At 44.2% G+C, this 23257-nt stretch carries 19 protein-coding genes; 16 read left to right on the forward strand and 3 right to left on the reverse strand.

Annotated elements, in window-relative coordinates:
- Positions 1–207: 207 nt before the first annotated feature.
- Both wrbA and RT064_RS00920 read left to right on the forward strand, forming a co-directional pair.
- On the forward strand, positions 208–813 hold the full coding sequence (gene wrbA / locus RT064_RS00915) for an NAD(P)H:quinone oxidoreductase (RefSeq protein ID WP_007116811.1): 606 nt from the start codon (positions 208–210) through the stop codon (positions 811–813).
- 30 nt (positions 814–843) lie between these two features.
- On the forward strand, positions 844–1266 hold the full coding sequence (locus RT064_RS00920) for a hypothetical protein (RefSeq protein ID WP_313060308.1): 423 nt from the start codon (positions 844–846) through the stop codon (positions 1264–1266).
- Positions 1267–1332: 66 nt separating this feature from the next.
- Here the strand turns inward: RT064_RS00920 and RT064_RS00925 are convergent, their stop codons facing one another.
- Positions 1333–2001 (reverse strand): alpha/beta hydrolase, encoded by a 669-nt coding sequence (locus RT064_RS00925; RefSeq protein WP_313060311.1) that lies wholly within the window; start codon positions 1999–2001, stop codon positions 1333–1335.
- 231 nt (positions 2002–2232) lie between these two features.
- Between RT064_RS00925 and hrpA the strand changes: the two genes are divergently transcribed.
- From hrpA to lpxA, 14 genes are all read left to right on the forward strand, one after another.
- Positions 2233–6435 carry an ATP-dependent RNA helicase HrpA gene (gene hrpA / locus RT064_RS00930; protein ID WP_313060621.1) on the forward strand — a complete coding sequence of 1401 codons (4203 nt, stop codon included), beginning with the start codon at positions 2233–2235 and terminating at the stop codon, positions 6433–6435.
- Positions 6436–6757: 322 nt separating this feature from the next.
- Positions 6758–8245: a 30S ribosomal protein S12 methylthiotransferase RimO gene (rimO, locus tag RT064_RS00935; protein ID WP_198510998.1), complete on the forward strand. Its 1488-nt coding sequence runs from the start codon at positions 6758–6760 to the stop codon at positions 8243–8245.
- 17 nt (positions 8246–8262) lie between these two features.
- Positions 8263–8607, forward strand: a complete 345-nt coding sequence (locus RT064_RS00940) for an SMR family transporter (protein ID WP_313060314.1) — start codon at positions 8263–8265, stop codon at positions 8605–8607.
- 213 nt (positions 8608–8820) lie between these two features.
- Complete coding sequence (gene pyrH, locus RT064_RS00945; RefSeq protein ID WP_219298637.1) at positions 8821–9549, forward strand: UMP kinase; 729 nt, start codon at positions 8821–8823, stop codon at positions 9547–9549.
- Between the two features lie 39 nt (positions 9550–9588).
- On the forward strand, positions 9589–10143 hold the full coding sequence (frr, locus tag RT064_RS00950) for a ribosome recycling factor (RefSeq protein WP_007116803.1): 555 nt from the start codon (positions 9589–9591) through the stop codon (positions 10141–10143).
- A gap of 44 nt (positions 10144–10187) precedes the next feature.
- Positions 10188–10928 (forward strand): polyprenyl diphosphate synthase, encoded by a 741-nt coding sequence (uppS, locus tag RT064_RS00955; protein ID WP_313060320.1) that lies wholly within the window; start codon positions 10188–10190, stop codon positions 10926–10928.
- A 19-nt stretch (positions 10929–10947) separates the two neighbouring features.
- Positions 10948–11835, forward strand: a complete 888-nt coding sequence (locus RT064_RS00960; protein WP_313060323.1) for a phosphatidate cytidylyltransferase — start codon at positions 10948–10950, stop codon at positions 11833–11835.
- Positions 11836–12101: 266 nt separating this feature from the next.
- On the forward strand, positions 12102–13322 hold the full coding sequence (gene ispC, locus RT064_RS00965; RefSeq protein ID WP_313060326.1) for a 1-deoxy-D-xylulose-5-phosphate reductoisomerase: 1221 nt from the start codon (positions 12102–12104) through the stop codon (positions 13320–13322).
- A 129-nt stretch (positions 13323–13451) separates the two neighbouring features.
- A complete protein-coding gene (gene rseP / locus RT064_RS00970) occupies positions 13452–14819 on the forward strand; it encodes an RIP metalloprotease RseP (protein ID WP_313060330.1) in 1368 nt (455 codons plus the stop codon).
- A 318-nt stretch (positions 14820–15137) separates the two neighbouring features.
- Positions 15138–17531, forward strand: a complete 2394-nt coding sequence (bamA, locus tag RT064_RS00975) for an outer membrane protein assembly factor BamA (protein ID WP_313060334.1) — start codon at positions 15138–15140, stop codon at positions 17529–17531.
- Between the two features lie 13 nt (positions 17532–17544).
- The gene (locus tag RT064_RS00980) at positions 17545–18057 is read left to right on the forward strand and encodes an OmpH/Skp family outer membrane protein (RefSeq protein WP_312538782.1); all 513 of its coding nucleotides are present in this window, start codon (positions 17545–17547) and stop codon (positions 18055–18057) included.
- 109 nt (positions 18058–18166) lie between these two features.
- Positions 18167–19219 carry a UDP-3-O-(3-hydroxymyristoyl)glucosamine N-acyltransferase gene (gene lpxD, locus RT064_RS00985; RefSeq protein WP_313060337.1) on the forward strand — a complete coding sequence of 351 codons (1053 nt, stop codon included), beginning with the start codon at positions 18167–18169 and terminating at the stop codon, positions 19217–19219.
- A 129-nt stretch (positions 19220–19348) separates the two neighbouring features.
- Positions 19349–19864: a 3-hydroxyacyl-ACP dehydratase FabZ gene (fabZ, locus tag RT064_RS00990; protein ID WP_313060341.1), complete on the forward strand. Its 516-nt coding sequence runs from the start codon at positions 19349–19351 to the stop codon at positions 19862–19864.
- A 228-nt stretch (positions 19865–20092) separates the two neighbouring features.
- Entirely contained in the window at positions 20093–20869 is a 777-nt protein-coding gene (lpxA, locus tag RT064_RS00995; protein ID WP_065252572.1) for an acyl-ACP--UDP-N-acetylglucosamine O-acyltransferase, read from the forward strand.
- A 117-nt stretch (positions 20870–20986) separates the two neighbouring features.
- Here the strand turns inward: lpxA and tgt are convergent, their stop codons facing one another.
- Both tgt and queA read right to left on the reverse strand, forming a co-directional pair.
- Positions 20987–22123 carry a tRNA guanosine(34) transglycosylase Tgt gene (gene tgt, locus RT064_RS01000; RefSeq protein WP_313060344.1) on the reverse strand — a complete coding sequence of 379 codons (1137 nt, stop codon included), beginning with the start codon at positions 22121–22123 and terminating at the stop codon, positions 20987–20989.
- Between the two features lie 56 nt (positions 22124–22179).
- Positions 22180–23253: a tRNA preQ1(34) S-adenosylmethionine ribosyltransferase-isomerase QueA gene (gene queA / locus RT064_RS01005; protein WP_313060346.1), complete on the reverse strand. Its 1074-nt coding sequence runs from the start codon at positions 23251–23253 to the stop codon at positions 22180–22182.
- Positions 23254–23257 lie beyond the last annotated feature (4 nt).

Consider the following 23257-nt stretch of genomic DNA (forward strand, 5'->3'; position numbering starts at 1 on the left):
TCGGCGAAAAAGGCAGTGATTATATGGCAGTATGGTATCATATTCAAAAAAATTGTTTATTGAATTACTGTGAACAGTTTTGGTGTTTTGCAATTGTCAATCTGGCTAGTAGATTGCCTTGACCCTGCCATCAAAACTCATCCATCAAAATTTATTCACCCAAACTAGCTTGACGTAACAATTATCAGAATTGATGTGAGAAAAACCATGAGTCAACCTTATATTTTAGTCCTGTACTACAGCCAAAATGGCTCTACCAAAGATTTGGCGTATCTGGTCGCACAAGGCATTGAAGATAGCGGCACGGGCATAGCCGCTCGGATTCGCACGGTACCCAAGGTCAGTAGCGAGACTGAAAAAGTTGCGCCAAGTATTCCTGATGAAGGTGACCTGTACGCCACCATGGATGACTTAAAAAACTGTGTGGGACTGGCATTGGGTAGTCCCACCCATTTTGGCAATATGGCAGCATCGATGAAGTATTTTTGGGATAATAGCGTCACAATTTGGCTCGCGGGGGATTTGCAAAACAAACCGGCATCTGTATTTACCAGTACGGGTACCATGCACGGTGGGCAGGAGACGACGTTGACTAGCATGATGACGCCGCTACTGCATCATGGCATGGTGATTGTGGGAATTTCGTACAGTGAGCCTGCGCTCAATACCACGAGCCAAGGTGGAAGCCCGTATGGTGCAAGCCATGTCAGTGGCGCAAAGCATGACCACATCATGAGCGTAGACGAAAAAACGTTAGCCATCGCGCAGGGCAAACGTCTAGCCAAAATTGCCAAGGCATTACAAGCGTTATGAGAAAACAAGCGTTATGAGAAAACAAGCGTTATGAGAAAACAAGACCCGCATTCACTATCTGCGCCAAAACCCATATATCCCATCCACCGACGCTTAACCATAGTATGGTGGGTTTGGCTGGGGTTTCGCTTGCTGGCAGTACCGCTATTGACACATTGGTTGGCAAGTGCAAAGCCTGCTATGGTCGGCGGGATTGCTTGGCAAGCTTTGTGGTTGATACCTGCGCTCTTATCAACGCCTTATATTGTGAAAGGCAAAAGCCCATACGCGCTATTGCTGCTAAGTATGCTCACTTTTGTATATTTGGGGGGCAGTGGTATGGTTGCACTAAAATACGGCTATCAAACGCATTGGGGGTTGATGGCTGTGTGGTTGGTGGATTTTGTTTTGTTAGGATGGGTCAATTACTGGCTATTTATTTTGTTAAAACGACTGCCAAAGATGAATGGCTAATTGCCAAAAGAGCGTACCCAAGTCAGGTACGCTCTTTTTATGCTAAAAAATTATGCTAAAACATCGTTAGGCCAACACATCATTTAGCCATTTACCGATAATTTTGAGTTGCGGCATACACACTTGGTGCGCCATCGGATAGCTGTAAAACTGCGGCTGATAACCTTTTGACTCAAGCCATGCTTTGGCTTCTTGCCCAAGCTGTACTGGGACGACAGGGTCTTGTGTGCCATGATGAATGGCAATGTTTAGATTTTTATTAGCCTCACTTAAAGCTAGGCTGTCTTTGGTCGCTAAATAAGTCGATAGGGCTAACAGTCCGGCTAATGGTTTGTCATAGGTTAACGCGGTTTGATAAGCGACGGCGCCACCTTGCGAAAATCCTGCAATCACAATATGCTCAGGCGATACACCGCGCTCGGCTTCACGCGCGATTAACTCTCCAATCCAAGCCGCGGATTGTTCAATCTGTGCGGTGTCGATTTTGCGCTCAAGCGACATTTCCAAAATATCATACCACGCTGGCATCACATAGCCTTGGTTGATGGTTACAGGAATGGCGGGGGCGTGTGGGAAAATAAATCGTATGCCATGTTTGCCGTCTAGCCCTAGGTCTGGGACGATTGGTTCAAAGTCATGACCACTTGCGCCCAGTCCATGTAGCCAAATCACCGCTCTATCAACCGGCAGATTGTTGGGATTGTGAATGACTTCAACGGTTTTTAATAAACTCATAAATTCTCCTTTCATATGAAACTAACAAATGTCATAAAAATAATTAGCCGATAGCTTAAAAATAGGGATAACGCTTGATTTTAGCTTATTCATACCACATTATCTAGGCAATGTTTACCATAAGAATAGCCTAAGTGAATGAAAGAACTTATATCGACTGCTGTACCATTAAATGATTCTCAACTAGACAGCCATCAAACAGACAAGCACCAAGGTGTGAAATTACCGGTCATGGCAAAAGACAGCTATTATCTGTCACGCCTTGCCCAACAATTAAAACAAATCAAAGACAAAGAAAGCGAAGACTATACGTCAAGATTTGACCGCTATCAAAAACAACTCAAACACTCGCAAGAAAGAGTGCAAAGCCGTATCGTCAGTCTGCCAACGATACATCTAAACGAAGATTTGCCCGTCAGCCAACAAGCCGATAGACTCATCAAAGCCATCCAAGACCACCAAGTCATCATCGTGGCAGGGGAGACAGGCTCAGGCAAAACCACCCAATTACCTAAGATTGCCATGCTTGCCGGGCGAGGGATAACAGGGCAAATCGGACACACACAGCCAAGACGATTAGCGGCGCGTAGTGTAGCAAATCGCATTGCTGAAGAATTAGGGGAAACGCTCGGACAGACAGTCAGCTTCAAAGTGCGTTTTACTGAGCAAGGCTCATCGGATTCCATTGTCAAACTGATGACCGACGGTATTTTGCTTGCCGAAATGGCGCATGACAAGTTTTTGAGCCGCTATGACACCATTATTATTGACGAAGCCCACGAGCGCAGTCTTAACATCGACTTTATCATGGGTTATCTCAAGCGTCTATTGCCAAAACGTCCCGATTTAAAGGTGATTATCACATCGGCAACGCTCGACACAGCAAGGTTTAGCCAATATTTTTCTAGCATCGATGGTAAAACCAAACAAGCGACGCCCGCGCCTGTGTTTGTGGTTGAAGGTCGCAGTTATCCCGTGGAAGTGCGCTACCGTCCGTTGACGGAGGAGATTGTCACAGGTTCGGATGATGACAGCTTTGATGATGTCGAAGATAACTTACCGCGAGCGATTACCGCAGCGGTGGAAGAGTGCTACCAAGACGCTGCCAGCAAAGGGCATGCTGACCAAGCGGATATTTTGATTTTTGCGGCAACAGAAGCGCAAATTCATGATTTGGCGGATATTTTAAACCAATATGCCCCCCGTCATACCCAGATTTTGCCGTTATTTGCTCGTCAAAGTTTTGCCGAGCAGCAGCAGATTTTTCACCCGACAGGCGGACGTCGCATTATCATCGCCACCAACGTTGCCGAAACCGCCTTGACTGTGCCAAATATTCGCTACGTCATTGATTTGGGATTTGCTCGGATGTCACGCTATGACTATCGCTCGCGGGTACAACGTCTGCCGATTGAAGCGATTAGCCAAGCTGCTGCCAATCAACGAAAAGGTCGCTGTGGACGTATCGCCGCGGGCGTGTGTATCCGTTTATATTCAGAAGAAGACTTTACCAGCCGCCCCGAATTTACCGAGCCTGAAATTTTGCGTACTAACTTGGCGTCGGTGATTTTGCAAATGGCAAACTTGGGTCTGGGCGAGGTAGAAAACTTTGACTTTATTCAGCCCCCCGACAATCGACTGGTTAATGATGGGCGTAAACTATTAGAAGAATTGGGTGCGATTGCCACCAAAAAACCTGAAAATAGCCTAAGCACATCTAATAACAATAGCAAAGGTCAATCCAAACGCCATCCAAATCAACTTACCAAAGTCGGTCAAATGATGGCAAAAATGCCCATTGACCCTCGTTTGGCACGTATGCTGATTGCAGGTGAGCAATACGGTTGTTTAAAAGAGCTATTGGTGATTGTATCGGGCTTGTCAGTGCAAGACCCTCGAGAACGCCCGAGCGATAAGCAAACCCAAGCCGACCAAAAACACGCATTATTTCGCCAAGCCGACAGCGATTTTTTATTTTATCTCAGTCTTTGGCAGGCAATTCATGGGGCTTTATTTAAAAGCAGTGGATTTAAAAGCGATGGATTTAAAAGCAGTGATCTTGACCGTCAAAAAAATGTAACGCTAGACGATGAAGCCGCACCAATCGCGCAAAGCCCGTATGAAAACGACAAATTAACCAACAGCCAACGTAAAAGCTTTGCCAAAAAACATTTTTTAAGCTCGCCGCGCTTACGTGAATGGCAACAAACCCATAGCCAGTTGCTGCAAATGGTGGATGGCTTAAAATTAACCATCAACCAAGAGCCAGCCAGTTATGTGCCTATTCACCGAGCATTGCTCACGGGTCTGCTGTCGTTTATTGCCCAGAAAGTCAATGACGTCGACAAAAGCGGTAAGCTAATCAAAGCCAAACGCGGCGAGTATGTCACCGCGCGTCAGCACAAAGCCAAGATTTTTCCTGCCAGTACCTTGTTTAAGCAAAATCCGCTATGGGTGATGGCGTTTGAGGTGGTTGAGACCTCGCAGGTGTTTATGCGTACCGCTGCCAAAATCGAACCAGAGTGGATTTTGGTGATGGCAGGGGATTTGCTCAAATACCATTATTTTGAGCCGCATTGGTCAGCTAAAACGGGGCATGTCAAGGCGTACGCCCAAATCAGCTTGTTTGGTCTGATTGTGGTACACAAACAACTGATGAATTATGAGCGGGTCAACCTTACCGAGTCTCGAGAAATCTTTTTGCGAGATGCCTTGGTGTTGGGCAATCTAAATGCCCCGTCCACAGGGGATGGTAAAAAGGGCAAATTGCCGCTATTTTTGCAGCATAATATAGATAAAGTCGCTGATGTCTCCTTGATTGAAGATAAGCTGCGACGTCGAGACTTGCTGGTTGATGAAGAGCAATTATACGACTTTTACGCCAAGCGAGTGCCTGAGCATATCGCTAGTCGCAAAGTATTTGAAGATTGGCGAAAAGAGGTGGAAAAAACGGACCCACAGTTTTTATTTTTTAGTGATAAAGATGTACTGAACGAACAAGCACCCGCTACCCAAGCTTTCCCAGAAACGTGGCAACTGGGTAATTTAAAACTACCCCTGTCGTATATTTTTGACCCTACCAGCGACGATGATGGCGTGACCATTAAAGTCCCGCTCGTTGCCTTACCACAGGTTGATGCGGTTGAATTATTATGGGGTATTGCAGGGTGGCGCTATGAGCTGGTTTTGCAGCTATTAAAGACGTTGCCCAAAGATATTCGCCGTCAAATCGTACCCGTGCCCGATACCGCCAAACAAATTTTTGACACACTTGAAAAAAACCACCATGGCGGACTGCTAAAGCAACTGTGCCAAGCCTTGAACCAGCGCGGCGTGCGTGGGGCAAACAATCAATTTGTAGAGCCAAAAGACTTTAACCCAAGCGAGGTTGAAACCTATTTGCAACCACAAATTGCGTTGGTCGATGACAAAAACCGCCTGATTGAAAAAGGGCGAGATATTGACGCATTAAAACTGCGCCATCAGGTCACCACAAGCCAAGCCGTCGCCAGTGGTAAAGGCGTACATAGCGAGTTCCCCGAGCATTTTAACTTTATGCAAAACCGCCACAGTGCAGGCGTGATGATTAAGCAGTTTTCGGCACTGGTTGCTGATGGGCAGCCAAGCTATAGCGATAAAAAGGCTGTGTCTATTCAGCAATTTACTGATGTCAGTGTGGCACTCAACAAACATCGTCAAGGCTTGCTTGCTTTAATCGGCAATGAATTAGGCGCAAAAGCCAGACAGCTTACCAGCCAAATTGATAAAAACTTTAAACTTGCCTTTGCACCGCTTGGTGAGCTTGACAGACTCAAAGATTTGCTGATTCATGCCACGCTTGATGCCACTTTTGAAAAATTTGTTGCAGCGTTTGACCATGAAAAATTCACGGCAGGGATTCATGATAAAGAGTTGGTGATTGCCATCAATCAGTTGCCTTTGACGTTGGATGAATTTAACCAAGCCAAAGCCGTTGTGCTTGCCAATTTCTTGAGCGTTGGGCAAAGTGTACTAGCCCAGCTAAAATCGGTGTATGAGCAGTGGCAGCAAGTTCGCCAAAAACTGCTACTACTTGACCGTGATATTTTTGAAGAAAGTATCGAAGATATCGAAGACCAGCTCGATGATTTGAGTTTGTCGGACTTTGTGTACCGCATGAGTTATCAAGATTGGCAGCAATATCCGCGTTATTTGCAGGCGTTGTTGGTGCGTCTTGATAGGCTTGAGCACAATTTGGATGCCGATCTTGATGCCGTGTATCAGCTTGATAAACACATGGAAAGGCTATCTGTTAAGGGTAACGATGAAACAATTATGCCGTATCGTTGGTTGGTTGAGGAGTTTCGGATTCAGCTGTTTGCCCAGCCGATGAAAACCCGCGTGCCTGTCTCAGATAAACGCCTAGAAAAATTGTGGGATGAGTTGAATGGTTAATAAAAAAATCCGTCAAAATTTGGCGGATTTTTTATAAAATTTTGATTTAAAATAATTTTTCTAAAATTTGTTTCAACTAAAATCATGACCAATAGTGTTTTTTGCAGGGTATGGCTTATATTGAGTAGTCATGATAGGGAGTGCGGCAGTTGGTAAGGATTTTTACGAACAATAGGTTATCAACAATAGGTTGATTTTTTTAGCATTTGAAATTTTTACCTATACAGTTAATTTGAGCCGATGAAAAATTAAAAAGTTGATTTGGTAAAAACGGCAAAACTTAGTAAAATAGTCAGATTAAATTTTTTTAAAAGTGAAAGTCATGCCAAGCCAACCGCAAGTTTTTAATCCCCAATCTACCAATAAACCTGCCACCCACCACCAAGCCAATCATAATGAAAACCGTACTGTAGGTCAAAGCGCTAGCCAAACGGCGCACCAACTGGCTCAAGATATAGTAACGACAAAAGCGCCTAAGATTGGTTTTGTGTCGCTTGGCTGCCCTAAAGCCTTGGTGGATAGCGAGCGCATTATCACCGAGCTTAGCCGTGATGGCTACCAAGTCGCCAGTGACTATGATGGCGCAGATTTGGTGGTGGTCAATACCTGCGGCTTTATCGAATCTGCGGTGCAAGAATCGCTTGACGCCATTGGTGAGGCGATTACCAAAAACGGCAAGGTGATTGTCACCGGTTGCCTTGGCAAAGATGCCGAAAAAATCAAAACCATGCACCCAGCTGTGCTTGCGGTGACTGGCGCACATGCCTATGAAGAAGTCGTCAATGCCGTGTCGCATTATGTGCCAAAACCTGCGCCATCAAAAACTTACGACCCAAAAATTGACCTAATCAATGATGCGGGCATTAAGCTTACGCCAAAACATTATGCTTATGTCAAAATATCCGAAGGTTGTAACCACCGTTGCACATTTTGTATTATCCCAAGCTTTCGTGGTGACCTCGTTAGTCGCCCGATTGACAGTATCATGACTGAAGCGGCTGCGCTCAAAAACGCAGGCGTCAAAGAGCTATTAATCATCTCGCAAGATACCTCAGCCTATGGCGTAGATCTTAAATACAAAACCAGTTTTTGGAATGGCATGCCCATCAAATCCAAATTTTATGATATGTGCGAGGCACTAAATCGTCTGGGCATTTGGGTGCGTTTGCATTACATCTATCCTTACCCACATGTCGATGCTGTCGTCAAACTGATGAGTGAAGACAAGCTACTGCCATACCTTGATATCCCATTCCAACATGCCAGCCCCAATGTGCTCAAAGCCATGAAACGCCCCGCGCATAGCGAAAACGTACTGGAGCGCATCAAAACTTGGCGCTCGATTTGCCCTGATATTGTCATTCGTTCTACCTTCGTGGTGGGTTTCCCTGGGGAGACGGAAGAGGATTTTGAATATTTGCTTGACTGGCTCAAAGAGGCGCGATTAGACAGAGTAGGGGCATTTACCTATTCAGAAATAGAAGGCGCGGCGGCAAACGATTTACCGAACCCTGTGCCAGAAGCTATCAAACAACAACGCTATGAACGACTGATGGCGCTACAGCAACAAATCAGTGCCGAAAAACTGGCTGAGAAAGTCGGTAAAACCTTAAAAGTGCTGGTTGATGAGATTGATGAAGAAGAAAATATCGCCATTTGCCGTAGCTATGCCGATGCGCCAGAAATTGACGGTCACGTGTATGTAGATAATATTGATGCATCGGTTAAAGTCGGTGAATTTTTAACCGTCACCATTGATGAAGCCAATGAGTATGATCTTTTTGCCAGTTTTACAGGTGAACTCTTATAAGAGTAAGGATTAACGTCATGTCTCAATCAATGATAGCGTATTGTCTTTTAGCAATTGCGATTGTCAGTGAGGTTACTGGTTCAACTTTTTTGGCAAAATCAGAGGGATTTAGCAAACCCTTGCCCACTATCACCACCGTGATTTGTTTTGGCATTGCTTTTTATCTTCTTTCACAAGTCATCAAAATCATACCACTGGGGATTGCTTATGCCATTTGGTCAGGGGTGGGTATTGTGTTAACCGCTATCATTGGGTACTTTATTTTGGGTAATAAACTGGATTTACCCGCCATCGCGGGTATGAGCCTAATTGTATTGGGTGTGATTGTGATTAATCTGTTTTCTCATTCAGCCACGCATTAATTCAGGCATTAATAATCCACGCATTAATATTGTGCCTTGAGTATAGCGACTTGATAGTTTGATGGCTAAAGCCGATTGAATTTTCAAGGTTAGAGCAGGGTAAAAATTAAAATGACTATTGAAATTATCTTTACACTATCTAAAAACCGTTAATTTTGTTAAAATTTCGCCATTTGCATTATTTGTTATCCAACAGCCAACAAGAGGTCAACCATGTCTGATAAAGCTCCCCGTTACCAACGTATTTTGCTCAAACTCTCTGGCGAGGCCCTGGCAGGCAAAAATGATATGGGGATTGATTCAGGCGTATTAGACAACATGAGTCTTGCGATTGCACACTTGGTAGGATTGGGTGTGCAAGTGGGCATCGTGGTCGGTGGTGGCAACTTGTATCGTGGCGCTGCGCTACAAAAACAAGGCTTGGTGGGTCGTGTCACAGGCGACCAAATGGGTATGCTTGCAACCGTGATGAATGGCTTGGCGATGCGTGACGCCTTGGAGCGCCGTAATATCAAATGCCGTTTGATGTCAGCCTTACCAATTGGCGAAGTGACTGAAAACTACAGCAGCCGCAATGCCATTCGCTATTTACAAAACAATGAAGTGTGCGTGTTTGTCGCAGGTACCGGCAATCCGTTTTTTACCACGGATACCGCAGCGTGTTTACGTGGCATCGAGATTGAAGCCAATTTAATCCTAAAAGCCACCAAAGTCGATGGCGTGTACAACAAAGACCCAAATACCCATGACGATGCCGTCAAATACGACGAACTCACCTTTGACCAAGTGCTGGATCAAAAATTGGGGGTGATGGATTTGACTGCGATTGCCTTGCTGCGTGAGCATAACGTACCGCTGCAAGTATTTGATATGGCAAAACCCAATGCGCTGCTTCATGTAGTGATGGGCGAGTCAGAAGGCACCAAAGTTATCAATCACTAATTTCTAAATTTGATATACAGAGTTTTAAAAGGATACAACATGATTAACGATATTAAAAAACAAGGCGAAGACAAAATGAAAAAGGCGATTGAAGCCTTAGAAAATGCCTTTAGCAAATTACGTACGGGCCGTGCCCATCCTGGTATTTTGCAGGGTGTGATGGTGTCTTACTATGGCTCTGAGATGCCGCTTAATCAAGTGGCGAGCATCAACGTTGAGGACTCGCGTACCCTGTTAGTGCAGCCTTTTGACCGTAGCATGGTGCAGGCAGTGGACAAAGCAATTCGTGAATCAGATTTGGGTCTTAACCCAATGAGCGCAGAAGTGATTCGAGTACCACTACCCGCATTGACGGAAGAAACCCGTAAAGATATGCAAAAATTGGCACGTCATGAAGCCGAAGAGCGCCGTGTATCCGTGCGTAATGCTCGCCGTGATGCCAACAATGCCTTAAAAGCCTTGGTAAAAGACAAGCAAATCTCAGAAGACGATGAACGCCGCGCCAATGACGACATCCAAAAAATGACTGATAAATACATTGATAGCATTGATAAAATGCTCTCTAGCAAAGAAGCAGAGTTAATGGCCGTTTAATCGTTATTTATCCAATAAAAGAACCAATTCATAAGAAGTAGGTCATGGTTGAGTCAAAGGCAGCAATGCCACAACATATTGCCATCATTATGGATGGCAATAACCGCTATGCCAAAGCACATGGGCTACCAACCGGTGGCGGGCATATTGCCGGCAAAGATAATTTAGACCCTTTGGTTGAGCATTGTATGGATATTGGTATACGTGCGTTGACGGTATTTGCTTTTTCTAGCGAAAATTGGCAGCGCCCAGCCAATGAAGTGGCGCTATTGATGAAGCTACTGGAGCAAACCGTCCATGACCAATTACCACGGATGCTGCGTCACCAAATTTCTTTGCGCTTTATCGGTGATAGGGGTGCATTGACGCCGCATTTACGCGCGATTATGCAAGATGCAGAACAGCAAACTGCCCACTTTACTAAGATGAGTTTGGTGATTGCTATCAGCTACGGCGGTCAATGGGACATCGTCAATGCCTGCCGCCAAGTTGCCAAACAAGTGGAAGAAGGCGCGCTTACTGCCGATGCCATTACCCAAGACGATTTTGCACGCCACCTGTCGCTATCGGATTTACCCGCCGTTGATATGTTAATCCGTACAGGGGGTGATTACCGCATTTCTAATTTTTTACTTTGGCAATGTGCGTATGCTGAGTTATTTTTTACCGAAACGCTTTGGCCAGATTTCAAGGCGGCTGAATTAGACCAAATGATTGATATTTTCATGGGTCGTGAGCGTCGATTTGGTAAGACCAGCGAGCAATTATTAGGTTTGAGCTTTTAATTAATCAATAGGAATTATCATGTGGGAACGCATTAGAACCGCCATTATTTTGTTAGTGATTGTTGGCGTTGCAATGTTTGCTACCCGCGAGCCTATTTTGATGTTGCCGCTATTGTTAGTCGGTGCAGGCTTTGGGGCTTTTGAGTGGTCAAAGCTCATGCCGTCACTTGAACAAAATTCAGGCAGTTATGTACCGCCTACCACCCAAATTCCCACCAAACCTGCCAAGCCAATTGATTATATGTATACCCTTGTGATGCTAGGGATTGTCAGTGTGTTATTGGTGATGGCAAAGCTAACTGGCAGTATAGCCTGTTGGGTGTTTTTTTGGCTGGTTGCGGCGCTGATTTGGTCGGTAGCGATTGGCTGGATTCGCCGTTATCCCAACAATACGCAAGCTTGGTATGGTAAGCATTTATACGTCATCGGTATGATTATACTGTCATCCGCCATTACTGCGATGTATTATCTGTGGTCACTTTCAGCTTGGTGGCTGCTATATGTGTTTGTATTGGTGTGGTGCGCGGATAGCGGCGCTTACTTTGTCGGACGAAAACTTGGTAGACGCAAAATGTCCCCGCACGTCTCACCCAATAAAAGTGTGGAAGGCTTACTAGGTGGACTTGCCACGGGTACGCTTGTGGTGATTGGCGTATCGTTTGGGTTGTTAAACGATTGGTCGATGACGGCTATTGGATTGTTTTTGCTGTTATCGTTGCTCACTATCATCATGTCCGTGTTCGGTGATTTATTTGAAAGTATGCTAAAGCGCCATGCAGGCGTCAAAGATGCCGGGGCATTATTACCAGGGCATGGGGGCATTCTTGATCGAATTGATTCGCAGCTTTCAGCCGTGCCAATTTTTGCGTTGGGATTTTGGGCGATGAAATTTTACGGCTTAATTTAATGCTACATTGGGTTTAGCTTTCAAAAATTTTCACATCTGCTTAATATTAATCTGTTCAATACCAATCTAGCCAATATCAATTTGTTTAATTCACTAATCAATGCAAGCTTGTGTTTCATTCAATCTTTTTTTGCGCAACTGCTTGTCGATTGATGCTTAAAAATCTTCTCGCGTGTTAATATGCTTATCACAGTGGCAATTTGCCGCTGTAAAAGCAAAATGTTAGGTTTAACTGCCGTCTGCCCGCAACTTACTAGGTCTTTGTAATGCTATCTTCAACTCACACTATACCGCAAAAAAACATTGCTATTATGGGCGCAACAGGCTCTATCGGCGATAGTACGCTATCGGTCGTTAGCCAGCATCCTGATTTGTATAACGTGGTCGGGGTGACAGGGTTTTCACGGCTGGATAAACTGCTGAGTATTTGCCAGCAATTTAAGCCAACGTATGTTTGTGTTGCTAAAGAAAAGGAAACAACATTTGCGCAGATGCTCAGCGAGGCTCAGCTAAGCTGCAAGATTTTGATTGGTGAGCAAGGTCTGGTTGAGCTTGCCACGCTAGCAGAAGTGGATATGGTGGTTGCGGCTATCGTCGGCGCTGCAGGCTTGCCATCAACGCTGGCAGCGGCTAACGCAGGCAAAACTATTTTGCTCGCCAATAAAGAAGCATTAGTGATGGCAGGGGAGCTGATGATTAAAGCCGTCAAGCAGTCAAATGCCAAATTGCTCCCAATTGATAGTGAGCACAATGCCATTTTTCAATGTTTGCCTACCGCGGTGCAACAACAGCGTAATGCCATTCATGACGATAACCATGGTATTAAAAAGCTTTGGTTAACTGCCTCAGGTGGGCCATTTTTACACAAAACACTCGATGATATGAAACGCGCCAGCGTTGCAGAAGCTGTCAAGCACCCGAACTGGTCCATGGGGCAAAAAATATCGGTAGATAGTGCCACTATGATGAATAAAGGCTTGGAGCTGATTGAAGCAAGTTTTTTATTTGATATGCCGGTCTCTGAGATTGAAGTGGTCATTCATCCGCAAAGTATCGTGCACTCTATGGTTGAATACAACGATGGTAGTTTTTTAGCGCAGCTTGGCAGTCCTGATATGCGTACCCCAATTGCCCATGCCATGGCATACCCCAATCGTATCAGCAGTGGGGTGCAGCGATTAGATATTTTTAAGTTGAGTAATTTAAATTTTGTCCGACCTGATTTAGAAAAGTTTAAGTGCCTAGGGTTGGCTTATCAAGCCATGCAACAAGGTAGCTATGCGTGTATCGCCTTAAATGCCAGTAATGAGATAGCTGTTCAAGCGTTTTTGGATGGCGAAATCCGTTTAACCGATATTGCCGATATCAATGAAAAAGTGCTATTGCAAGCTGAAAAACAGCCGATTGGGTCATTGCAAGCGATTTTGGCGGTCGATAAACTAAGCCGCGAACAAGCACACCAATGTATTGCCGATTTAAACGCTTAAACAATGCTTAAAGAAAGCTTAAAAATAGTTGGCAACACTGGTTGATAATCGTTAAAAATGACTACATAACTTATTAAGATACCGATAGTTAAATTATTTTTAGCTTGTGTTTTTGTCAAAAGGATAGCCATGAATTTCATCTTGACCGTTTTAGCTGCGATTGTGGTACTAGGACCTTTGGTTGCGCTACATGAGTGGGGGCATTACATTGTTGCTCGGCTGTGCGGTGTCAAGGTATTGACCTATTCAATTGGGTTTGGTCCAAAGCTGGTAAGCTGGACCAGTAAAAAAACGGGGATTAATTATGCTGTCTCTGCAATTCCGCTTGGCGGCTATGTCAAAATGCTCGATGAGCGCGAAGGCACAGTCAATCCAGCCGAACGTCATTTAGCCTTTAATACCCAACAACCTTGGAAAAAAATCGCCATCGTCGCAGCAGGTCCGGTGATGAACTTACTGATTGCGATTTTTTTGTATTGGCTGCTATTTATCACCCCAACCCAAGTCTTGGCGACCAAAGTCGGCAGTATTTTGCCCAATTCACCCGTCAGTCAAACCAGTCTCACAGTCGGTGACGAAATTGTTGCGGTCGATAATAAACCCATCCAAAGTTGGCAGGATATTAACTATGCGTTAGCCGATCGCATGGGCGAGTCGGGGCTAGTTAATTTAACGGTGAATGGCGCGCAAGGTCAAACCAATGTTGCCGTGCCGATACAGCGCTTTATGAAAGCAGAAGCGGGTAAGGCCACCAACCCCATTGATAGTCTAGGTGCGATTCCGTGGCAACCAAAAATTCCGGCGGTGGTCGGTGAAATTGTCCCAAATAGCGCTGCTGCCCGTCAAGGTCTGCAAGTCGGTGATACCATCACCCGTGTCAACGGTCAACCGGTGAGCGATTGGCTGGCGTTTTCGCAAGTTGTCAAATCAAGCCCCGAGCAGTTATTAACCCTTGAAGTACAGCGCCAAGGCAAAATCATCCCCTTAAAAGTCATGCCACAAGCAAAAAAAGATACCATGGGCAATCGATTTGGACAAATTGGCGCAGCGGCAGCCGCATCTAAGATTACGCCGCCACCTGAGTATATTAAAACCATTCAATATACGCCTATACAAGCGGTCGAAAAATCCTTGCATCAAACTGTCGATTTAAGTGCCATGACCCTCAAATCAATGGGTAAAATGTTGACGGGCACCATTGGGGTTGAAAACCTATCAGGTCCCATTACCATTGCCAAAGTCGCCAATCAAAGCTTTAGTATCGGTTGGGAAGCGGTATTGTCGTTTATGGCGATTATCAGTTTAAGCCTTGCTGTGCTCAATTTATTACCTGTACCTGTGCTTGATGGCGGTCATATTGTCATGTATGCCTATGAGGCTATTTTTGGTAAACCTATGCCCGAGAAAATACAAATGATGGGAATGAATATTGGTTTAGTTTTGCTTGCAGGTTTCATGCTGTTGGCGATTGGTAACGATATCTCACGCTTGTTTTAATCGACCCAAATTTGGCTAAAATATTGATTTGTAGTTTTGTTTTTTCGCTAGACTTTACGCAAAATTTAGCTTACCTTATGCCAGTAAAATTTATTTACGGATCTCTTGTACTTTGATAATACAAGTTACCCATCAAAGACAAACTATTACTAGAAGTTTAATCAAGTCACCCTTTTTGATAGCATTTGTCATTTTTAGCGGACTAAACTTAGATTACCAAACCTAGATAAATACCTTTGGATAACTAAGTTTGGATACCTAAAAGTGACAGGTTTCATGCATTATCTTTGGGCAGTCGTCAATTCGGAAACAAGTTATATGCGAAATTCAGCGTTATTTTTGGTTGCACCGTTAGCACTCGTTACCTCGTATGCACAAGCGGCAAATTTTACCGTGAGCGATATTCAATTTAATGGATTGACACGGGTATCCGCTGATAACCTCTATCCCGTGCTTGCTGTCAATACCGGTGAAGTAGCAAACGATGCCAATATCGCAGCTAGTATCAAAGCCCTCTATGAAACTGGCAATTTCTCAGACGTTAAAGCATCCCAATCAGGCAATAAGTTGGTATTTGATGTGGTAGAGCGCCCAATTATCGCAAATGTCACTTATGACGGTAATAAACTGATTCCAAAAGAAGCATTGACCGAAGGCCTAAAACGTATTGGTATCGTAGAAGGCAATGTGCTAAAACAGGCGACAGTCGAGCAGGTTCAAAATGAGTTAAAACAGCAATACAATCAGCAAGGTTATTATAATAGTGAAGTTACGGTGACCCAAACGCCTTTAGATAATAACCGCGTCGCGCTTAAATTTAATTTTGTTGAAGGTAAAGCTGCGCGTGTTGTCGATATCAAGGTGATTGGTAACAAACATTTTAGCGACAAAGAAATCAGACAAGCAATGAGCATCAAAGAAAGCTCATGGATCAATGTGATTAGCAAATCTGACCGCTATGCCAAAGAAAAGCTTGCGGCAAGTTTAGAAAATGTCACCGCCATGTACCAAAACGCAGGCTTCGTCAAATTCACCATCAATGATGCCACCATTAATTTAAGTCCAGAAAAAGATAAAGTATTTATCGAGCTCAATCTTACTGAAGGTGAGCAATATAAATTTAGCAATGTAAACTTTATGGGTACGCCCAACTATGACACCGATAAGCTTCGTAAGCAGGTGGCATTTAAGCCAGGTGAGCGTTATTCACAACGTCAAATGACGACAACTTTACAGAATCTTGGCACATTGTACGGTAACGATGGTTACTACTTTGCCCAAATCCGCCCAGTGCCGCGTATTAATGAAGACACTCGCACCGTAGATGTCGATTTCTTTATTGACCCTGTGCGCCCTGTGTATGTTCGCCGTATCAATTTTACCGGTAACAATAAAACCGCAGATGAAGTATTGCGCCGAGAAATGCGCCAAATGGAAGGTACATTGGCCGCCAATGAAAAAATTGATTTGTCGCGCACGCGTTTGATGCGTACAGGCTTCTTCAAAACTGTCAACATGGATGTCAAACCTGTCCCTAATACCCCCGATCAGGTAGATATCAATGTCGCAGTAGAGGAGCAGCCATCAGGTACCAGTACCATTGCGGCTGGTTATTCACAAAGCGGTGGTATCACTTTCCAAGCAGGTTTAAGTCAATCTAACTTTTTGGGTACAGGTAATCAAGTCAATATTTCGTTATCGCGTTCTGAGACATTAGATAGTTATAATTTGGGCTATACCAACCCGTACTTTACGCCAGATGGGATATCGCAAAGTGCCAGTATCTATACACGCAAAACCAAATATGACAGAAAAAACATTTCAAACTATGTCACCGATTCGTATGGCGGCACCTTAGGTTTTAGCTATCCGATTGATGAAAATAAGAGTTTAAGTGCTGGTCTCACACTTGATAGTACCAAAATCAAAGCAGGCGCTTTGTTAGCGGTATCAAACTATCAATACTTAAAAGATGAGGGCAATCTGCAAGTAGGTTCAGATTCCGATGGTAATGAATCATTTGAATCAGACCCATTTAATACCGCGAGCCTAAATTTAGGCTGGAATATGAACACGCTTGACCGTGGACGTTTTCCAACCAAAGGTATGTCACATAACGTCAATTTGGAACTGGCTTTTGGTGATGCCACTTACCAAAAACTGGTCTATCAAGGCAACTACTATCGCCCATTCCTAAAAAATACCGTACTACGCGGTTATACCAAGTTAGGATATGGTAACGATTTACCTTTCTGGAAAAACTTCTTTGCAGGGGGTTATGGCTCAGTGCGTGGTTATGAGAATGCCACTTTAGGCCCTACCAGTAATCGTTATTATCCAGTAAAAAATAATAATGGGGTCGATAATTACCCAGAAGAGATTGGCGGTAATGCCCTCGCACAAGTGGGTACTGAATTAATCTTGCCGATGCCGTTTAAAGGCGATTGGGCAGACCAAATCCGTCCCGTGTTATTTGTTGAAGGGGCACAAGTGTTTGACACCACCAATAAATATGACCAAAAAGTCACAGTGGGTGGCAATCCCGTATCGCTATTAAATGAAAAAGACAATGACATGCGTTTTAGCGCGGGTGCAGGCTTCACTTGGATTACCCCAATTGGTCCAATCTCATTAAGCTATGCCGTTCCGCTCAACGATAAAGATAAAGATAAAATCGACAATGTACAGTTCGAAATTGGACGTACATTCTAAAAGGTCTATGTATATGAAAATAATGACTCAGTTAGCCACAGCGAGTATTTTGAGTGTATTGGCAATGCCAGTGTTTGCCAATACCGTTGCGGTTTGGAATTCCCAAGTTGCCATTAACAATACTAACATCGCCAAAACCAAAATTGGCGTGGTGAAAGCGGCGGTCAAACCAAAGCAGCAGCAGCTTGACAGCTATAAAGCGACCATTGAGCGTTTGCAAAAACAATATGCCACGCAAAACGCTCAGATGACCCAAGCACAAAAGGATGATTTGCGTAAGCAAATTCAAACCAACCTACAAAACTATGAACAGGTTGCCAGTCAAATCCAGTCCATCATTGATGCCAATGAGTCAGAAGTGATGCAGCGAATTGTCCCCAAAATCCAAGCCATTAAAGAAAATATTGTGCGTCAAAAAAATATTGATGTGCTCATTGATAATCGTGATAGAACGGTTAGTTATGTCAAACCTGAATGGGATGTAACAGCAGATTTTACCAAAGCGATTAACGATCAAGTAAAATAATATTTTTTAAGCTCAGAGGTTTTAGCAAAAACGCAATATTCGACTATTGCGTTTTTTATTTTCTGTGTAAAATTAAGGCAAATTTTAAGCAAACGATTGGAGTAATCAAATGGCGTTCACCATCGCACAAATTTTGGATTTTTTAGGTAGTGACGTCATTGGGCAAGGGGATGCGCAAACCCGCCAAAATTTGCAGAAACAAATTTCCAAAATCGCCGCCCTTGAGGATGCCACCGACACCGATATCACGTTTATCGCCAATCCTCTATTTGAATCAAAATTGCAAACCACGGGCGCTGGCGCCGTGCTAGTCCCTGCATCTTTGCAGGAAAAATGCCCAAGCCATAGCGTTGCCATTGTGGTCAAATCACCTTATGCCGCGTATGCCAAACTGACCGCATTGTTTGAACCCACCCAAGCGTATCATCAGACAGTCAACCCTAATTTATCGGACAGTTTGATTCACCCGACTGCCATTTTGGGTAACAATTTGCAATTGGGCGACAATGTGCGTATTGGGGCGTATAGCCAAATCGGCGATAACTGCGTCATTGGTGATGGCGTTAAAATTGATGCCCAAGTCAATATTCAGCCCAATGTCGTGATTGGCGAAGGTAGCTTCGTTGCGCCGCACGTGTACATCGGGCATGATTGTGTATTGGGTAAATATGTCAGCTTGCACAGTCATGCTAGCATTGGCAATGACGGCTTTGGCTTTGCCCCTAAAGGCAGTACAGATGAAGCAGGTTGGCAAAAAATTCACCAATTAGGGCGAGTGATACTGGGCGATTATGTCAGCGTAGGCAGCCATACCTGTATCGATCGCGGCGCGCTGAATGATACGGTTATCGGTAATCATGTCATTATCGATAATTTGGTGCAAATTGCCCACAATGTAAAAATTGGTGCTGGCACGGCGATTGCAGCGTGTGTGGGGATTGCTGGCAGTACAGAAATTGGTAAACGCTGCATGATTGGTGGCGCATCAGGTTTTGCAGGTCATATCAAAATTTGTGACGATGTCACGATTACTGGCATGACGATGGTAACCAAATCGATTCACCAACCGGGTGTGTATTCTTCAGGCATGCCAGTGATGCCCAATAGTTTATGGAAAAGAGCGTATATTAATTTTAAGCAACTTGGCAAACCAAAAAGTTAATCGTTACCTTTATCCATCAAATAATTTGAGAAAACAACTGTAAACTCAATCTTAAAACCGTTACAATGGTTGTTTTTCACAAATCTATTTTTTTGATAAAGATGATTTAAAAGTATAAAGGATATATCCATGGATTTTGATAAGTTGATTGATGAAGACATCGCTGGCCTTGCAAAGATTGGGGTGACATTACCTATCAATGCCGTTGTATTACGTGATTATCTGCCTCACCGTTATCCTTTTATGCTATTAGACAGAGTCACTGCGGTAAAACCCAATGAGTGGATTACCGGTCTTAAGAACATCACCATTAACGAGCCTTTTTTCAACGGTCATTTTCCTGAAGAGCCTATCATGCCCGGTGTGTTAATGATTGAAGCCATGGCTCAGGTAGCGGGTGTGCTAGGTTTTATCAGCAAAAATGTCAAACCAAGAGATGGTTATATTTATCTCTTCGCTGGCGTCGATAAAGTGCGTTTTAAACGTCAAGTCATCCCAGGTGATCAGCTCATTTTACGTGCCAAAAAGACCATGGAGCGTCACAGTATCTATAAATTTAGTTGCACAGCGTGCGTGGGTGATGAGTTGGCAGCCAGTGCAGAAATCACCATTGCAGAGCAGCGTACCCAATATCATCAGTCATGACTTTAACATCATTTTTATATGGCTTGAATAAGGCGCGTTTGAGTAAGTTGTACCGATAAAATCTGTATAAGTTAAGCAAAATCCTTGATAAAAATGGCATACTTTAGTAAAAATGCTATAATGTCGTTTTTATTTTAACCTGCTGTTTATAGTTAGCTTTGCCTATGGTTTCAGCTAAAACTGTATTTTTAGTTCTTCTTGAATAGTGGGCTGGTATAAGGATTTTTCATGACGATTCACCCAACGGCGATTATTGATGCCACTGCAACGATACACCCGTCGGTCAAGATAGGGCCGTATTGCATTATTGGTGAACATGTCACAATTGGCGCACAGACCGTGCTTCACCCCCATGTCGTCATTAGCAAGTTTACCCGTATCGGTGAGCGTAACCAGATTTTTCAATTCGCTAGCATCGGCGAAGACTGCCAAGATCTCAAATACCAAGGCGAGGAGACGTGGCTAGAAATTGGCGATGACAATCGCATTCGCGAAGCCTGTAGTATTCATCGCGGCACGGTACAAGATAAAGGCATCACACGCGTTGGTAGCCGTAATCTGTTTATGGTCAATACCCACATTGCGCACGATTGCGTGATTGGGAGCGACAACATTGTGGCTAATAATGTGGGGATTGCAGGTCATGTACGCATTGGTAACCATGTGATTGTTGGTGGTAATTCAGGTATTCACCAATTTTGTAGTATTGATGATTATAGTTTGATTGGTGGCGCAAGCTTGATTTTAAAAGATGTTGCGGCTTTTAACATGGTATCGGGTAACCCTGCCAAAAGCCATGGTCTTAATATTGAAGGCATGCGCCGCAAAGGTTGGTCAAAGCAAACCATCGATTATCTACGCCAGGCTTATCGGGTGATTTTCCGTTCAGGACTGACCAAGGAAGAAGCCATTGTCGCGGTGACTGAGCAGCTATTACCCCAAGAACCTTTGGTACAATTGCTATTGGATTCCCTGATTCATAGTGAACGTGGCTTAGTCAGATAACGTGGTAAGATAAGGTAGTAAGGAAGGATAGCATTGCTATTTAGCGTATCAAAAGCAGCTTATAAAAAGTAAAAAAGAGCCAAATCGGCTCTTTTTTTATGTTTTTTTAGGTGGTTTTTAGGTCAAATGTAAACCAGGTTCTGGTAAGTTTTGCTGCTGATAAAAAGTATCGACAAACGCATCAAATTTATCATCTTCAATGGACTGACGAATATCTGCCATCAAGCGCTGATAGTAGCGCAAATTGTGTATGGTGCCCAACTGTGCCGATAGCATTTCATTGCATTTAAACAAATGATGCAAATAGGCGCGGCTGAAATTCTGACAAGTATAACAATCACATTCGCTATCAAGCGGACTTTCGTCAAAACGGTGCACCGCATTTTTAATTTTAACCGCGCCAAAAGTGGTGAAATAATGACCGTTTCGTGCATTACGTGTTGGCATCACGCAATCAAACATATCAACACCGCGGCGTACCGCTTCCACGATATCTTCTGGTTTACCTACGCCCATCAAGTATCTGGGCTTATCGGCTGGCATATCATCGGGTAAGTAATCAAGCACCGCAATCATTTCTTCTTTTGGCTCACCGACTGACAGCCCACCAATGGCATAGCCATCAAACCCAATATTTAACAGACCTTGTAGGGACTTTTCGCGAAGGTTACGATACATACTGCCTTGGATAATACCAAACAAAGCATTCTTGTTACCCAGTTTTTCATGCTCATTTTTACAGCGCTCCCCCCAACGCAGCGATAATTCAAGCGATGTATCCGCTTCGCTAGGCGTCGCAGGGTAAGGCGTGCATTCATCAAACTGCATGACGATGTCTGAGTTCAGTGAGTATTGAATTTGCATCGATATTTCGGGGGATAAAAACACCTTTGCGCCATCAATCGGCGAGCGAAAATGCACACCTTCTTCTTTAATTTTACGCATTGCACCAAGGCTAAAGACTTGAAAACCGCCCGAATCAGTTAAAATCGGCTTGTTCCAACCGATAAAGTCATGTAAGCCGCCAAATTTGTCAATGACATCGGTCGTTGGGCGCAGCCATAGATGAAAGGTATTGCCCAAGATGATTTCGGCACCGATTTCGTGGATATCCCGCGGCAGCATGCCTTTGACGGTACCATAAGTACCGACAGGCATAAAGGCAGGGGTTTGCACATCGCCATGAGCGAGATGAACCGTACCACGGCGAGCACGGCTTTCGCCAGTGGCAGTTTTGTGTAAGGTAAATTGCATAATCTAAAGTTTCTGTAACAGGTTTTTTAAAAGGTTAAAATCATAAAAGGTTGAAATTATACCACTTTATCCAACAACATCGCATCACCGTAACTAAAGAAACGATATTGTTGCTCGATGGCGTGCTGATAAGCCTGTTTGATGGGCTCACTGCCTGCAAACGCTGACACCAGCATCAACAGCGTGGATTTCGGCAAATGAAAATTGGTGATGAGCTTATCAATCACCCCAAATCTAAATGACGGATAAATAAAAATATCGGTGTCACCTGACCAAGCCGATAGCATCGGGTTTTCAAAGTTGGCGGTTTTTTGAAACGCCGTTTCTAATACCCGTGTCACAGTGGTACCGACTGCAATCACTTGCCCGCCACGGGCTTTGGTTTGGTTAATCAAATCGGCAGTCGCTTGGGGCAACTCGGCATATTCTGAGTGCATTTTATGGCGCAAAATATCCTCTGTCTTGACAGGGGCAAATGTGCCTGCACCAACATGCAACGTGACAAAGGCAGTATTGATACCCTTGGACTTGAATGCAGCCAATACGTTATCATCAAAATGCAGGCTCGCTGTCGGTGCGGCTACGCTGGCAAGTTTGGTTGGGTCATGAAATACCGTTTGATAACGGGTTTCGTCATTGTCATCGGCATGGCGCTCAAAATAGGGCGGAATCGGCAGTTCACCATAGTGTTCAAGCACAGGCAGTATCGGCTGGTCAAACGCTAGCAAAAATAGATTGTCCTCACGGCCCATTACCGTGGCATGAATATTACCATCGGCAAGGTTCAACGTTTGCCCCTCTTTTGGGCTGCGGCTGGCGCGTACATGACACAAAGCGGTGTGCTTTTGGTTGCTAGTAGCATCATCCGGCAAAATACGTTCGACCAATACTTCGACCGCGCCGCCACTGGCTTTTTGTCCAAACAGCCTTGCTTTCATGACCTTGGTGTCATTAAACACCACCAAGTCACCACTATTTAACAACTCTGGCAAATCCACAAATTGTTGGTCTTTGGGTTGACCATGGGCAGGCAAATACAGCAATCGAGAGGCGGAGCGCACCGCTAACGGATAGCGGGCAATGAGTTCATCGGGCAGTTGATAATCAAAATCATCTAAAGTTAAAGGCATTTAT

This window comes from Moraxella sp. CTOTU49097, assembly GCF_032064105.1.
Taxonomy (GTDB): domain Bacteria; phylum Pseudomonadota; class Gammaproteobacteria; order Pseudomonadales; family Moraxellaceae; genus Faucicola; species Faucicola osloensis_B.

Excerpts from the sequence above, each read along its gene's own strand:
- RT064_RS00920 (WP_313060308.1), top strand. The coding sequence starts at position 844 with ATGAGAAAACAAGACCCGCATTCACTATCTGCGCCAAAACCCATATAT.
- rseP (WP_313060330.1), top strand. The coding sequence starts at position 13,452 with ATGAATTTCATCTTGACCGTTTTAGCTGCGATTGTGGTACTAGGACCT.
- RT064_RS00960 (WP_313060323.1), top strand. The coding sequence starts at position 10,948 with ATGTGGGAACGCATTAGAACCGCCATTATTTTGTTAGTGATTGTTGGC.
- frr (WP_007116803.1), top strand. The coding sequence starts at position 9,589 with ATGATTAACGATATTAAAAAACAAGGCGAAGACAAAATGAAAAAGGCG.
- lpxD (WP_313060337.1), top strand. The coding sequence starts at position 18,167 with ATGGCGTTCACCATCGCACAAATTTTGGATTTTTTAGGTAGTGACGTC.
- pyrH (WP_219298637.1), top strand. The coding sequence starts at position 8,821 with ATGTCTGATAAAGCTCCCCGTTACCAACGTATTTTGCTCAAACTCTCT.
- uppS (WP_313060320.1), top strand. The coding sequence starts at position 10,188 with ATGGTTGAGTCAAAGGCAGCAATGCCACAACATATTGCCATCATTATG.
- bamA (WP_313060334.1), top strand. The coding sequence starts at position 15,138 with ATGCGAAATTCAGCGTTATTTTTGGTTGCACCGTTAGCACTCGTTACC.
- hrpA (WP_313060621.1), top strand. The coding sequence starts at position 2,233 with ATGGCAAAAGACAGCTATTATCTGTCACGCCTTGCCCAACAATTAAAA.
- RT064_RS00980 (WP_312538782.1), top strand. The coding sequence starts at position 17,545 with ATGAAAATAATGACTCAGTTAGCCACAGCGAGTATTTTGAGTGTATTG.
- rimO (WP_198510998.1), top strand. The coding sequence starts at position 6,758 with ATGCCAAGCCAACCGCAAGTTTTTAATCCCCAATCTACCAATAAACCT.
- RT064_RS00940 (WP_313060314.1), top strand. The coding sequence starts at position 8,263 with ATGTCTCAATCAATGATAGCGTATTGTCTTTTAGCAATTGCGATTGTC.
- queA (WP_313060346.1), bottom strand. The coding sequence starts at position 23,253 with ATGCCTTTAACTTTAGATGATTTTGATTATCAACTGCCCGATGAACTC.
- lpxA (WP_065252572.1), top strand. The coding sequence starts at position 20,093 with ATGACGATTCACCCAACGGCGATTATTGATGCCACTGCAACGATACAC.
- ispC (WP_313060326.1), top strand. The coding sequence starts at position 12,102 with ATGCTATCTTCAACTCACACTATACCGCAAAAAAACATTGCTATTATG.
- fabZ (WP_313060341.1), top strand. The coding sequence starts at position 19,349 with ATGGATTTTGATAAGTTGATTGATGAAGACATCGCTGGCCTTGCAAAG.
- RT064_RS00925 (WP_313060311.1), bottom strand. The coding sequence starts at position 2,001 with ATGAGTTTATTAAAAACCGTTGAAGTCATTCACAATCCCAACAATCTG.
- tgt (WP_313060344.1), bottom strand. The coding sequence starts at position 22,123 with ATGCAATTTACCTTACACAAAACTGCCACTGGCGAAAGCCGTGCTCGC.
- wrbA (WP_007116811.1), top strand. The coding sequence starts at position 208 with ATGAGTCAACCTTATATTTTAGTCCTGTACTACAGCCAAAATGGCTCT.